The sequence below is a fragment of the Marinobacter adhaerens HP15 genome (genome assembly GCF_000166295.1).
Lineage (GTDB): Bacteria > Pseudomonadota > Gammaproteobacteria > Pseudomonadales > Oleiphilaceae > Marinobacter > Marinobacter adhaerens.
In genome coordinates this window covers 3,948,775-3,961,579 of the sequence record NC_017506.1, presented here as the reverse complement: position 1 = coordinate 3,961,579, position 12,805 = coordinate 3,948,775, and the positions used below count along the sequence as shown (strand labels likewise).

Genomic DNA, 12,805 nt, shown 5'->3' with positions numbered 1-12,805 from the left:
CATGGCAACACAGGATTTTCTGGTCGAACTGGGCACCGAAGAGCTGCCCCCCAAGGCCCTCAAGCCGCTGTCTGACGCCTTCACCCAGGGCATTGCCCGGGGCCTGGAAGAAGCGGGCATCGAATTCGGCAAGGTTGAAGCCTTTGCCGCTCCGCGCCGCCTGGCCGTGCGCATCCGGGATCTGGCTGACTCCCAGCCGGACAAGTCCGTTGAAAAACGTGGCCCTGCCGTCAAGGCAGCGTTCGACGATGCCGGCAATCCGACCCGCGCGCTGACCGGCTTTGCCACCTCTCTGGGCGTAACCCCGGACCAGCTCGACACCCTGGAAACCGACAAGGGTGCCTGGGTGGTCTACCGCACGGTCGAGCAGGGCAAGCCCACCGTAGAGCTGATGCCGGAACTGGTGGAGCAATCCCTGGCCGGCCTGCCGATTCCCAAGCGCATGCGCTGGGGTGCCCATCGCACCGAGTTCGTGCGCCCGGTGCACTGGGTAGTAATGCTGTTCGGGAACAAGGTGATTGAGGCGCCCATCATGGGCCTGACTCCGGGCAACAAGACCCGCGGTCACCGCTTCCATTGCCCGAAATCCCTGATCGTACCTACGCCGAGTGATTACGAAGTCGTCCTCAAGCAGGAAGGCTATGTGATTGCCGATTTCGCCGAGCGCCGGGAACAGATCCGCGCCGGCGTCACCGAGCTGGCCGAGAAGGAAGCCGGTGGCAAGGCCGTCATCGATGAGGACCTGCTGGACGAAGTCACCGCGCTCAACGAGTGGCCAGTGCCGTTGATGGGTCGATTCGAGGAACGGTTCCTCGAGGTTCCGGCGGAGGCCCTGATTTCCTCTATGAAGGAACACCAGAAGTACTTCCACGTGGTGGCCGCCGACGGGGAAATGCTGCCGCTGTTTATCACTGTTGCGAACATCGAAAGCAAGGACCCGTCACAGGTTGTTTCCGGTAACGAGAAAGTGATCCGGCCACGGCTGTCCGATGCCGCGTTTTTCTACGAAACCGACCGGAAGACCAAGCTCGAGGATCGCATCGACGCCCTGAAGCCCATCGTGTTCCAGGAAAAACTGGGCAGCATCTACGACAAGTCTGTGCGCGTTGCCGCACTGGCCAAGAAAATCGCCGACGCCATCGGCAGTGATCCGGCCCTTGCCGAGCGCGCGGCCATGCTGGCGAAGACCGACCTGGTCACCGAAATGGTCCTGGAGTTCACCGACCTGCAGGGCATCATGGGCCAATACTACGCCGCCAATGACGGCGAACCGGAAGACGTGGCCAAGGCACTGAACGAACAGTACATGCCCCGTTTCGCCGGCGACGACTTGCCCACAACCCTGACCGGCTGTGCCATCGCCATCGCGGACCGCCTGGACTCCCTGGTGGGCCTGTTCGGCATCAACCAGCCGCCATCCGGCACACGGGACCCGTTCGCCCTGCGCCGGGCCTCCCTCGGGGTACTGCGCATTATCATCGAGCGCGAACTGCCGCTGGACCTGCAAACCTGCTGCGAGTGGGCCGAAGAGAACTTCAGCGTGCTGACCGAGCAGAACACCGCCAGCACCGTGGTGGACTATATGCTGGAGCGCTTCCGTGCCCACTACGACGAGCAGGGCATTGGCGCCGAGGTCTACCTGGCCGTTCACGCCCGCCGTCCGACCCGCCCGCTGGATTTCGACCGCCGGGTAAAGGCGGTGGAAGCCTTCCGGCAGCTGCCCGAAGCGCAGGCTCTGGCCGGCGCCAATAAGCGGGTTTCTAACATCCTGACCAAACAGGGTGGCGACAGCATCGGCGAAACGGTCGACGCCAGCCTGCTGCAGGACAGCGCCGAAAAGGCCCTCGCCGAGCAGGTCGACCAACAGGCCGCGAAGGTTCTGCCGCTGTTCGAGAACGGCGACTACGCCAGTGCCCTGAGCTCACTGGCCAGCCTACGTGCACCGGTGGACAACTTCTTTGATGAAGTGATGGTCATGGCCGACGACGAGGCGGTAAGGAACAACCGGCTGGCGTTGCTGAACCGCCTGCGCAACCTGTTCCTGCGCGTTGCGGATATCTCCCTGCTGCCCACAGCAGGCTGAGACCGGACCAAGGGGCACGCGCACAGCGATGTTGATCATTCTCGACCGGGACGGGGTCATCAACGAGTACGATGGCAACTACATCTGCTCGGCGGATGAATGGCACCCCATTCCCGGCAGCGTTGAGGCGGTGGCCCGGCTCTGTATTGCCGGCCATCGCATTGCCATCGCCACTAACCAGTCAGGCATCGGCCGCGGCTACTACGACACCGATGAGCTGGATGCCATGCACGAGAAGCTCGAGCAGCTGGTGGAAGCCCAGGGTGGCTGCATTGACTTCATTGCCTACTGCCCCCATCACCCCGACGACCAGTGCTGCTGCCGCAAGCCACTCACCGGCCTGCTGGAGCAGATCCGCGAGCATTTTCATCTCGCCAGCCTTGAAGGGGTCATCATGGTGGGAGACAGCCGCAAGGACCTGGAAGCCGGCCACGCCGAAGGGTGTCGTCCGGTACTGGTGAGAACCGGTAATGGACTGGACACCGAACGCCATCTGGACGCCAGACCCATACCCGGCGCCGATGTCAGTATCTACGATAATCTCAGCAAATTTACGGATGCCCTTTTATCCGCCGAGGGCTGGTAAAACCGAAGCGAATCCGTATAATACCGGCCGTTGATCGGCGTGTGGCGCAGCTTGGTAGCGCACTTCGTTCGGGACGAAGGGGTCGCAGGTTCGAATCCTGCCACGCCGACCATCTTCCCGTTTATTCCCTCTCCGTTTTTCCCCCCTGGCGGTACGCATCAAAAAATCGACTTATCGTCGACGCCGTCAATCACAGCGCTGATTACGTAACTAAAGCAACGGCTCCACAGGCAACAAAGAGAACAGATACACCAATGCCCGTTTGAAAGGGCCGGTATTCGGGTCATGGTAGTGCTCGATCGTTTCTTCACCCGTGAACTCCAGCCATCGGAGATCGCCATCTTCATCCAGCACAACCTCATAAGCCGCCAGCCTGACTTTCTCGGGAAAGGCGGATTCCAGTGCGGTCGCCAGCTCCGGGCTCTTGATCAGAAAACCCAGCTCGGTGTTCAGATTCGCTGAACGGGGGTCGAAATTGAAGGAACCAACGAAAAGCGACTGACCATCTACGGCAAAGGTTTTGGCGTGAAGGCTGGCGGCCGAGCTGCCGGCAATGCCGCCAGGGCTCGACTTGCTGTCTTCATCCTCAGACCTGAATTTGCGCAGCTCGAACAACTCAACGCCCGCCTTTAATAGGGCCTCCCGGTATTTCGCATAGCCTGAATGGACCAGGGCGACGTCGTTGGCTTCCAGGGAGTTGGTGAGAATCCGCACCTGCACACCGGCGCTTTCAAGCTCGCGAAACAGCTCAACGCCACGATTACCGGGAACGAAGTAGGGCGAAACCAGCGTTACTGTCTTTTCAGGTTCACCCAACGCCAGGGCCAACTGTTGGCTCAATCGACCCTGCTCTCCTTCGAGACCCTGGGCCTTGGCAGGATCGTCGCTCACCATCTCTACCGGCGCCCAGACAAAAGAGACCTCCCGGTCCAGCAATTCTCTGAGAAAATCCGAATTCTGCAAAGCAGCCACGAAGCGCCGGGCTTCAGCATCCTGTTCGACGGAAGCAAGACTTGCTGCCATGGCATCCAGATCCTCATCATCGGCGCCTGCGAGCAACCGATCCACCGGGTACGCGGACTGACTCGCCCAGTAGCGATCAAAATCCCTGGAGACACGCTCCACGACGGGCCCGATCGCCAGAACATCCAGATCCGCGAACAGCGTACCGTTACCCACACCGAAATACTCATCGGCAATGTTGCGGCCGCCAATAATGGAGGCCTGGTTGTCAGCCGTGAATGACTTGTTGTGCATCCGGCGGTTCAGGCGACCAAAGTCCGTCAGAAAGCCCAACGCCCTGGAACTACGAATCACAAACGGATTGAACAGCCGAACCTCGACGTTGTCGTGATGATTTAACGCCGCCAGGAAATCGTCCATGCCGGCGATGCCGTTGTCATCCAGAAGCAGCCGAACCCGAACGCCGCGTTCGGCCGCGCGATACAGCGAGTACAGAAGCAGCTTGCCGGTAATATCCTCGCGCCAGATGTAGTACTGGACATCCAGGGATCTCTCGCTGGCCTCGGCGAGCAAAGCGCGGGCAACGAAAGCGTCCAGTGGATCCTCCAGCGTTGTAATACCACTGAGATCGGGGTGGGCTTCAATCTCTCTGCCAACTGCGCTGCCAAGGCGCGTATCCGCCGTCTGCGCCTGAACGAATGCGACAGACTGTGAGCGGTCTTTCAAAGATGGCAACGCACAACCTGCCAGCAGACCTGTGAGCAGTAGGAGTGCGAGAGGGGCGAAAGTTCGGCTTTCGATCATTTTCAAAGGGGGCCTGCGACTATGGGCACAATCTGAAGCATGCCACAGAGTAAACGCTTTATCAGGACAGAGTAGTAACCCTCACGGTAGAGCGATCTACTGAGAAAGGCCCGTCCTTAATTCGTTAATCCTATTTGTTCTATAGATATAACTTTCTTGGCTAAGAACCTCCTGGCGGGTTATTGTTATTCCGACATCAAGAGGCAACCCGCCTCCACCAGCAAAACCCGACAGGAGATTCATCATGAGTTTATTGCTTGGCTCTACCGCCCCGAACTTCACCATCGACAGCACCGCCGGCCAGATCAACTTCCACGACTGGGCAGGTGATTCCTGGGTATTCTTCTTCAGCCACCCGGCCGACTTCACGCCGGTGTGCACCACTGAAATGGGCCGCACCGCGCAGCTGGCGAAAGAATTCGAAGCCCGCAACGTGAAGCCCCTGGGGCTTTCCACCGATACCGTGGAAGAGCACGTAAAGTGGATTGAAGACGTCAACGACACCCAGAACTGCGACCTCCAGTTCCCGATCGTTGCCGACGCTGACCACAAAGTGGCCGAGCTGTACGAAATGATCCACGCCGGTGAGAGCGAAACCGCAGCCGTGCGCAGCGTGTTCATCATCGACCCGAACAAGAAGATTCGTCTGACCATGACCTACCCGATGGCGGTCGGCCGTAACTTCGACGAGATCCTCCGGGTCATCGATGCCCTGCAAACCGGTGATGCCAACAAGGTTGCCCTGCCGGCCGACTGGCGCAAAGGAGACGACGTGATCATTCCGCCCTCCATTTCCAACGAGGAAGCCAAGGGTCTGTTCCCGCAGGGCTGGAATGAAATCCGTCCGTATCTCCGCACCACCAAGCTTTAATCCGACTCGCGGATAGATAAGGGGCCCGTCGTTCGGCGGGCCTCCCCAATGCAGGAGGAAACCATCATGAAGCATATACTGACAACCTTGCTCGCCACTATCGCCATTGCCTTCAGCGCCCAGGCGGAAGAGGCACTTTCCCTCACTCCACAGCAAACCTATGACATGGTTCAGGAGCAGGGAGACCAACTCCTGTTTGTGGATGTCCGGGATCCGGTTGAAATCATGTTTATCGGCTTCACCGATGTGGTCGACAAGAATATCCCGTTCAAACTCGCCGATCGCTCGACTTTCCTGGATGACAAGGGTCGGTTTGCCATGAACACCAATCCGGAGTTCGCTTCACAGGTAGAAAATGCCCTGAAGGAAAAAGGCCTTACCAAGGATGATCTGGTCATTACCATGTGCCGCTCCGGGTCCAGCCGTGGCAAGCCAAGCGCGGAATACCTGTTGGAACGGGGTTTCACCAATGTGAAGTACATTGACCACGGCTTTCAGGGAAGTGGCGCCAAAGAAGGCAAGAAGAAAGGCATGAGAATTGTAAATGGCTGGCAGAATGACGGCCTGCCATGGTCCATGACGCTGAACGCCGATAAAATCTATCGTCCTTGAGTCAGATGTAAACGCCCGGGGTCACTGGACACCGGGCTTGCAAACTCAGAAAGTGAACGTACGCATCTTCGGGTTGAGCATCTGGCCGGCCATTTCCGGCGGCATGGCAACGCCCACGCCGTCAATCAGATCGTCCTTGCCGTAGTCGCTGTTCGGAAGATACAGCGCACAGACCTTCGCCTCACCACCATTTTTCAACAGACCGCGCAGCATCTGCCCCGGAGTCACATCTTTGGGTTTGAGCGCGGGCGCTTCGTAGGACTTAAGTGCCAGGTCACCGGCTTTGTCGCACAGAAGCACGTTTACCTTGGCTCCCTGCTGGGCCATGGTGTTCGAAAGCACCATCGCCATGCCCTGTGTCTGCAGCGAATCGCTGGACAGGATCACCAGCACTTCTTCAACACCCCCTTTATGACTGTCGGCTTGAACGCTGAACGGTACGGCTGCAATCACCGCAGCCGCGGCGATGGCCTTGATTGACTTGATCATGGGAAAAGCTCCTTTTTGGTGGATCGAATAACTTCGAAACCAATGTATCCGGCCAGGGAGTGGCCTTCAGTGACAAAGTCACTCAACTCTGCCCAGCAGCTCTTCACCCACAAAAAAGCCGGGCTTTGTCGGCCCGGCAAAGGGGTTGTGTGCTCGCTCTCCCGGGTTATTCCCAGGCAGCACCCTCGAGTGCGTCCAATGGAATCTTCAGATACCGTTTGCCGTTGGCTTCCGGCTCGGGAAGGCGTCCACCCCGGGTGTTGACCTGCAGCGCATGCAGAATCAATTTCGGCATCGGCAACTCGCTGTCACGGGTGTTCCGAAGCTCCACATACTCGGCTTCGGAGGTTTCAGCCAGGTGCTTGTTCGCCTGCTTCTGCTCGCCAACGGTGCTTTCCCATTCAGGTTCACGACCACCGGGCATGTAATCATGACCGGTGAACAGGCGGGTCTCGTCCGGCAGGGCCAGAATGGCCTGGATGGAATCCCATAGCTGATGGGCGTCTCCCCCGGGGAAGTCCGCGCGGGCAGTGCCGAAATCCGGTTGGAAAATGGTGTCGTGCACGAACGCAGCGTCGCCGATCACATAGGTAACAGAAGCCAGGGTATGGCCGGGCGAAAACATCACACGGCCCTGAAGGTTGCCAACCCGGAACTCGTCCCCGGCCCGGAACAAATGGTCCCACTGTGAACCGTCAGCAGGAAAATCGGGCCAGTTATAGATGCCTTTCCAAAGTTCCTGAACTCCGGTCACATAACCACCGATTGCGGTTGGAGCGCCCGTCTGCTCTTTCAGGTACTGGGCTGCCGAGAAATGATCGGCGTGGGGATGCGTGTCGAGGATCCACTGAACTTCAAAGCCCTGTTCACGAATAAATGCCAGGAGTTCATCTGCGTGGTGCGTCGCCGTTGCGCCGGACTTTTCATCGTAATCGAGCACTGGATCAATGATCGCACACTGCTTTGTTTCCGGATCACTAACCACGTACTGGACACTGAACGTTCTTGGATCGAAAAACCCGGCCACATTCGGTGTGCCGGCGTGTTTTGCCGGTGATTGCTGAAACGTTCTCATAAGTGCGTCCTCCTCTGAATTGAAAACGCGTGATTGCTTACTTTAGTTATTAGGATATAGCTATAGGTTTTAATCTTCCAATTGCGAGCACCCATTAAGGCAATACACAAAACCTTTCGGATAATCCCAATTCATTAGGTTTTCCTAACTTTATAGCCACGCACTAGAGCTTCAGTCGGCAATATTCTTATTTAATCTAACGATAGAACCTTTTGTTTGGTACCCTTTGATATATCTCAAGCTCACTCGCACACAGCAAACAAAGACAAGAGGTTCGAGGCATGACCAGCAACACAACCACCACGGGCAGCGTCAAAACCCATACCGTCGTAATCGTGGGCGGCGGAGCGGCCGGTATATCGGTGGCATCCAGCATCCACAAACGGGATGGCAATATCGACATCGCCATTATCGAGCCGGCTACCCGGCACCACTACCAGCCCGGCTGGACCATGGTGGGTGGTGGGGTTTTCCGGCCAGAAGTCACCTCCAAGCCCATGTCAGAAGTGATGCCAAAATTCGTATCCTGGTACCAGCAACCGGTAACCGCCATCGACCAGGACAACAACCAGGTTTCTTTGGCTGACGGTTCCTCCGTGCAATACAAAGCCCTGGTGCTCGCTCCCGGGTTGGAGCTGAACTGGGGCGGCATCGACGGCCTTGAGGAAGCGCTGGGCTCCAACGGGGTCACATCCAATTACCGGGAAGGCATGGCCAGCTACACCTGGGACATGGTGCAGAAGCTCAAGAAAGGCCGGGCTCTTTTCAGCCAGCCGCCAATGCCGATCAAATGTGCCGGCGCCCCTCAGAAAGCCATGTATCTGTCTGCCGATTACTGGCTCAAGCACGGCGTGCTCAACAATGTGGATATCCAGTTTCATAACGCCGGAGCCGTCTTGTTTGGTGTCGCCGATTACGTCCCGGCCCTGGAAGCCTATGTCGAAAAATACGGCATCGACCTGAATTTCCAGAGTACCCTGGTTGCGGTAAACGGACCGGCTAAAACGGCTGTGTTCCGCTCAACAGATGGCGACGGCAATACCGAAGACCGTGAGGTCAGCTTTGATATGCTGCACGCGGTGCCCCCCCAGCGGGCGCCGAAGCTGATCCGGGAGTCTGCCCTGGCGAACGAAGCCGGCTGGCTGGACCTGGAAGACGACACCCTGCGCCACAAAACCTACGCCAACATCTTTGGGCTTGGCGACGCGAGCGGAACCGGCAACGCAAAAACCGCTGCCGCGGTGCGCAAGCAGGCACCCGTGGTGGCTGAAAACCTCGTGGCCACGCTCCGAAACCAGCCGCTTGAAGCCGCCTACCTGGGCTATGGCTCCTGCCCGCTGACGGTCGAAAACGGCAAGATCGTGCTGGCAGAATTCGGCTATGGCGGCGTACTCCAGCCCAGCTTCCCGAAATGGATCAACGATGGCACCAAAGCGACCCGGGCGGCCTGGTGGCTGAAGGCGAAACAGTTACCCACTTTGTATTGGCACGGCATGTTGAAAGGTCACGAGTGGCTTGCCAGGCCAGCAGTCCGATCCCCCCAAAAATAAGAACTCTGCCTGAAAAGCCAGATTTGCAGTATTTGTCCTTGCAATTCCAGCCTGCCCACTTTCTTTTTCGTGGCAGGCTGGCGTATCAACGACTACCTTTCGAAGTGAAAGCAGCCGGATACGCAAGGACTTGCGATGAGAAAGAATCTACCTGTCACGGATAACGAAAAAACCTTTCCATCTAATCAGAAACTGATTTCCTCCACGGACCTCAAAGGGAAAATTCGACACTGCAACTCGGCGTTCGTCGAGGTCAGTGGCTTCAGCCGTGACGAACTGATAGGCCAACCCCATAACATCGTCCGGCACCCGGATATGCCTCCGGCCGCCTATGAAAACATGTGGTCTCACCTTAAAGCCGGGCAGCCCTGGATGGGCCTGGTAAAGAACCGCTGCAAAAATGGCGATTACTACTGGGTCAGTGCCTATGTCACGCCGGTCACCGAAAACGGCAAAGTAGTCGGGTATGAATCCGTCCGATCCTGTCCGGACCGACAGGATGTGGCTCGGGCGGAAAAACTCTACGCTGATATCCGTTCAGGCAATTCTGGCATTCGCTTTTGGCAGCGTTTCCAGCCGCCGACCCTCTTCCTCGCATTTGTCTTTATTGTCGCAGGGATCTTGTTTATTGCCGGCCAGAAAATGTTCTCTGAGCTCTCACTGGCTGTCGGCGTCATTATCTATGCGGGCTGGATGCATGTTGCGCGAAAACAGCTTATGGCGTCAGTCACTCAGTTACTTGAGCACAGTTTCACCGATGACCTTGCTGCAAAAAGCTACACCGATGACGAATTGCCCCTGGGCAGGATCAAGGTTGCTGTCAAAGCTCAGCAGGCGCATCTGGACGCAGTTCTGACCAGACTTGAAGACTCTGCGGATGAAATGCGACTGTTTTCCGTGAAAGGCCGTGAAGTCACTTTCGAGGCGCAGGAAGCCCTCAGGCAGCAACAGGCTGAAACCGAACAGGTCGCGGCGGCCGTGCATGAGATGTCCCAGACCATCGCTGAGGTTTCTTCAAACGTTCAATCAACCGCGGAGCGGGCGGACAGCGCCAAGGAATTTGCCAACGAGGGGCGCTCCGTTGTTCGGGGAACGCGGGAAGCGATCGAAACCCTTAAGGGTTCTGTCCACAGCATCAGCGACTCCGTCGGTGAACTGTCACAACAAACCCAGCAAATAGCGTCTGCTGCAAAAATTATCGAGGAAATCGCTGAACAGACGAACCTGCTGGCTTTGAACGCTGCGATCGAAGCTGCCAGGGCCGGCGAACACGGGCGCGGTTTCGCCGTAGTCGCTGAGGAGGTTCGTGGATTGGCATCACGCACACGGAATTCCACCAGCGAGATCCACGGTATCGTCAATGCATTGATTTCCCGGTCCGAGGACGCGAATAGAAAAGCAGACGAAGGCAAGCTGTCGGCGGATGAAGGCATGGAAAAAATGCTGTCGGCAGAAAGCACACTGAATGACATCGCTGAATCGGTTACCAATATCGCCGAAATGGCACTGCAGATGGCAGCGGCCGTTGAAGAGCAGGCTCAGGTATCAGATCAGATCAACGAACAGGTGGAAAAAATTTCGGATCTGGCATCCAACAACTTGTCGAAAGGTGAGGAGTCCACCGACTGTGTAAAAAACATTGAACAGATTGCCAACGATTTGCACGAACTGGTCGTAAGGTTCAAATAGCCAAGGGTTAAGGCATCACAGTATGAGCAAGCAAGACCTGGCATCGGCGCTGATGGATGCAGCGGTTGACGCCATCATTGTTATCAATGACAAGGGAATCATTCAGCAGTTTTCCGAATCTGCCAGAGCCCTGTTCGGATACGCCGCCGAGGAAGTGATCGGGCATAACGTCTCGATGCTCATGCCTTATCCGGACGCTCGTCACCACGATCGCTACATTGAGAACTACAAAAACAGTGGTGTCGGAAAAATAATTGGCATCGGTCGTGATGTGAAGGGGCAAAGAAAGGACGGCCAAACCTTTCCAATGCACCTTTCGGTTGGCGAGAGCGAATTTGCTGACCAACATCTTTTCGTCGGAATTTGCCACGACCTCAGCAATTATAAGAACGCTCTCGACAAACTGGCGGCGGCTGAAGAACGTTACCGTGAAATTGTTCAGGCGCAGAAACAGTTCATACTGCGACTCGACAGCGATTTCCGAATTACCTTTGCCAACGCTTCTTTCACCCGAGCGTTGGGAACAGAAAACACCGACATCATCGGAGCGCCAATCACGGTCTTTTTTAACGAACCTGGCCATCGTATCCGCCAACGTCTGGCGTCCCTGTTCAGTGACGAGAACACCTCTGAGGAAATTGCTGTCAAAGTCACGATGAATGGCAAGGACGGCTCGCAGACTCTTGTAGACTGGAGTTTCCGAAGAACTTCGACGCAGGGGAGCGACGAAGCCGAATTACAGGGATTTGGTATCGACGTATCCGAGCAGGAAAGGGCCCTGGAGCAGGCACACTACCTCAGAACACACGATCCTTTAACGGGTTTGCTAAACAAACAGACGCTCGTTGAAGATTGTAAGCTCTGGTTCAGGAGTGCCAGCCCCGGCGCGCTGCTTTACATCGATATAGAGCATTTCAGCCTTATCAATCAGCGCTACGGCTACGAGATTGGCGACGCCGTTTTGATCAAGCTTGCCAACCGCATAGGGCGTGCTATGCAGCGCGCAAATCATTGCGCGCGGGCAGGAGCAGACACCTTCCTTGCGGCGATCCAGGTAAACAGCCAGGCAGACGCAGAGGCAGTAGCGGAGAGGATCATCGAATATATTTCGACACCGTTCAAACTGCGGGAAAACCAGCTCAATGTGCGAGCCACGATTGGCATCGCGATGTACCCTGAAGATTCGGAAGTCATTGAAGTTCTCCCGGAGCTGGCCGAGTCGGCCAATGGGTTCGCTCGGGACCGAAACCAGCGGATCGGGATTTTTGATTTCGAGCACCACAAAGTGCTCCACAGGCAAATCGAAATCGAACAGGGGCTCAAGGATGCTATCGAAAGTCACCAACTGGCGATCTACCTCCAGCCTAAATATCGGATCAGTGATAAATCCATAGCAGGTTATGAGGCCCTGGTCCGGTGGCACCATCCAAGAGAGGGTTTCATATCACCGGGCGAATTCGTCCCGATAGCTGAAAAGTCTTCGTTAGGGCTGGAGCTGGACCACTATGTGCTGGTTCGGGTGTTTGAGCTTATCGCCTCGGCCAGAGCGACTATCCGCGACTTTCCACCTGTTGCCATCAATATAACGCCCGCGCATTTCTCACGAGTCGACTTTCACAAGCTGGTATTAGCCGGCATAGCAGATGCCAACATTCCGATTGAAAGTGTCGAGCTGGAAATTACCGAAGGGGCGGTAATGGAACGATCGGAAGAGGCCAGACAAAACCTTGATGCCCTTCGCAGCCAGGGTGTTCGCATCGCCATTGATGATTTTGGCACGGGTTACTCTTCACTGAACTATCTGCGATACCTCGGCATTGATGACCTCAAAATCGACAAAACCTTTGTTGATGAGGTATTGACGGAAAAAGGAAAAATTATCGTCAAATCCATCATTGATATCGCAGCGGCTCACGACATTCAGGTCGTCGCAGAAGGCGTGGAAACGGCGCAGCAATTCGAACTGTTACGTGAAATGGGTTGTCATCTGTGTCAGGGCTATCTACTGTCGAAACCACTACCGGTTGACGAAGCCATTGAACTTTTTTCCCAGCAGTCGCCTGCTCAAACACAGTGAGTCACA

10 protein-coding genes and 1 tRNA gene are annotated in these 12,805 nt (G+C 56.4%); 8 read left to right on the top strand and 3 right to left on the bottom strand.

The window, feature by feature from the left end:
- Window position 1: 1 nt before the first annotated feature.
- From glyS to HP15_RS18480, 3 genes are all read left to right on the top strand, one after another.
- Window positions 2-2,083, top strand: a complete 2,082-nt coding sequence (gene glyS, locus HP15_RS18490) for a glycine--tRNA ligase subunit beta (RefSeq protein ID WP_014578871.1) — start codon at window positions 2-4, stop codon at window positions 2,081-2,083.
- 28 nt (window positions 2,084-2,111) lie between these two features.
- Window positions 2,112-2,669 carry a D-glycero-beta-D-manno-heptose 1,7-bisphosphate 7-phosphatase gene (gene gmhB / locus HP15_RS18485; protein ID WP_014578870.1) on the top strand — a complete coding sequence of 186 codons (558 nt, stop codon included), beginning with the start codon at window positions 2,112-2,114 and terminating at the stop codon, window positions 2,667-2,669.
- Between the two features lie 35 nt (window positions 2,670-2,704).
- Window positions 2,705-2,781: transfer RNA gene (locus HP15_RS18480), tRNA-Pro, on the top strand.
- Between the two features lie 98 nt (window positions 2,782-2,879).
- Here the strand turns inward: HP15_RS18480 and HP15_RS18475 are convergent.
- Window positions 2,880-4,436, bottom strand: a complete 1,557-nt coding sequence (locus tag HP15_RS18475; RefSeq protein WP_014578869.1) for a phospholipase D family protein — start codon at window positions 4,434-4,436, stop codon at window positions 2,880-2,882.
- Between the two features lie 244 nt (window positions 4,437-4,680).
- Between HP15_RS18475 and HP15_RS18470 the strand changes: the two genes are divergently transcribed.
- Window positions 4,681-5,307, top strand: a complete 627-nt coding sequence (locus HP15_RS18470; protein ID WP_014578868.1) for a peroxiredoxin — start codon at window positions 4,681-4,683, stop codon at window positions 5,305-5,307.
- A 66-nt stretch (window positions 5,308-5,373) separates the two neighbouring features.
- Window positions 5,374-5,919: a rhodanese-like domain-containing protein gene (locus HP15_RS18465; RefSeq protein WP_227499666.1), complete on the top strand. Its 546-nt coding sequence runs from the start codon at window positions 5,374-5,376 to the stop codon at window positions 5,917-5,919.
- A 45-nt stretch (window positions 5,920-5,964) separates the two neighbouring features.
- Here the strand turns inward: HP15_RS18465 and HP15_RS18460 are convergent, their stop codons facing one another.
- Together HP15_RS18460 and HP15_RS18455 are read right to left on the bottom strand one after the other, a co-directional pair.
- Window positions 5,965-6,408 carry a hypothetical protein gene (locus HP15_RS18460; RefSeq protein WP_014578866.1) on the bottom strand — a complete coding sequence of 148 codons (444 nt, stop codon included), beginning with the start codon at window positions 6,406-6,408 and terminating at the stop codon, window positions 5,965-5,967.
- 166 nt (window positions 6,409-6,574) lie between these two features.
- Window positions 6,575-7,483 carry an MBL fold metallo-hydrolase gene (locus HP15_RS18455; RefSeq protein ID WP_014578864.1) on the bottom strand — a complete coding sequence of 303 codons (909 nt, stop codon included), beginning with the start codon at window positions 7,481-7,483 and terminating at the stop codon, window positions 6,575-6,577.
- Between the two features lie 281 nt (window positions 7,484-7,764).
- Here HP15_RS18455 and HP15_RS18450 point away from each other — a divergent pair, with 281 nt between their 5' ends.
- The 3 genes from HP15_RS18450 (at window position 7,765) to HP15_RS18440 (ending at window position 12,799) form a co-directional block, all read left to right on the top strand.
- Window positions 7,765-9,033, top strand: a complete 1,269-nt coding sequence (locus HP15_RS18450; RefSeq protein WP_014578863.1) for an NAD(P)/FAD-dependent oxidoreductase — start codon at window positions 7,765-7,767, stop codon at window positions 9,031-9,033.
- A 135-nt stretch (window positions 9,034-9,168) separates the two neighbouring features.
- Window positions 9,169-10,722, top strand: coding sequence for a methyl-accepting chemotaxis protein (locus tag HP15_RS18445; protein WP_014578862.1), 1,554 nt, complete (start codon window positions 9,169-9,171; stop codon window positions 10,720-10,722).
- A gap of 22 nt (window positions 10,723-10,744) precedes the next feature.
- Window positions 10,745-12,799 (top strand): EAL domain-containing protein, encoded by a 2,055-nt coding sequence (locus tag HP15_RS18440; RefSeq protein WP_014578861.1) that lies wholly within the window; start codon window positions 10,745-10,747, stop codon window positions 12,797-12,799.
- Window positions 12,800-12,805 lie beyond the last annotated feature (6 nt).

Bases quoted from the DNA above. Each gene is read 5' to 3' on its own strand.
- HP15_RS18465 (WP_227499666.1), top strand. From the start codon at position 5,374: ATGAAGCATATACTGACAACCTTGCTCGCCACTATCGCCATTGCCTTC.
- glyS (WP_014578871.1), top strand. From the start codon at position 2: ATGGCAACACAGGATTTTCTGGTCGAACTGGGCACCGAAGAGCTGCCC.
- HP15_RS18460 (WP_014578866.1), bottom strand. From the start codon at position 6,408: ATGATCAAGTCAATCAAGGCCATCGCCGCGGCTGCGGTGATTGCAGCC.
- HP15_RS18455 (WP_014578864.1), bottom strand. From the start codon at position 7,483: ATGAGAACGTTTCAGCAATCACCGGCAAAACACGCCGGCACACCGAAT.
- HP15_RS18450 (WP_014578863.1), top strand. From the start codon at position 7,765: ATGACCAGCAACACAACCACCACGGGCAGCGTCAAAACCCATACCGTC.
- gmhB (WP_014578870.1), top strand. From the start codon at position 2,112: ATGTTGATCATTCTCGACCGGGACGGGGTCATCAACGAGTACGATGGC.
- HP15_RS18470 (WP_014578868.1), top strand. From the start codon at position 4,681: ATGAGTTTATTGCTTGGCTCTACCGCCCCGAACTTCACCATCGACAGC.
- HP15_RS18445 (WP_014578862.1), top strand. From the start codon at position 9,169: ATGAGAAAGAATCTACCTGTCACGGATAACGAAAAAACCTTTCCATCT.
- HP15_RS18440 (WP_014578861.1), top strand. From the start codon at position 10,745: ATGAGCAAGCAAGACCTGGCATCGGCGCTGATGGATGCAGCGGTTGAC.
- HP15_RS18475 (WP_014578869.1), bottom strand. From the start codon at position 4,436: ATGATCGAAAGCCGAACTTTCGCCCCTCTCGCACTCCTACTGCTCACA.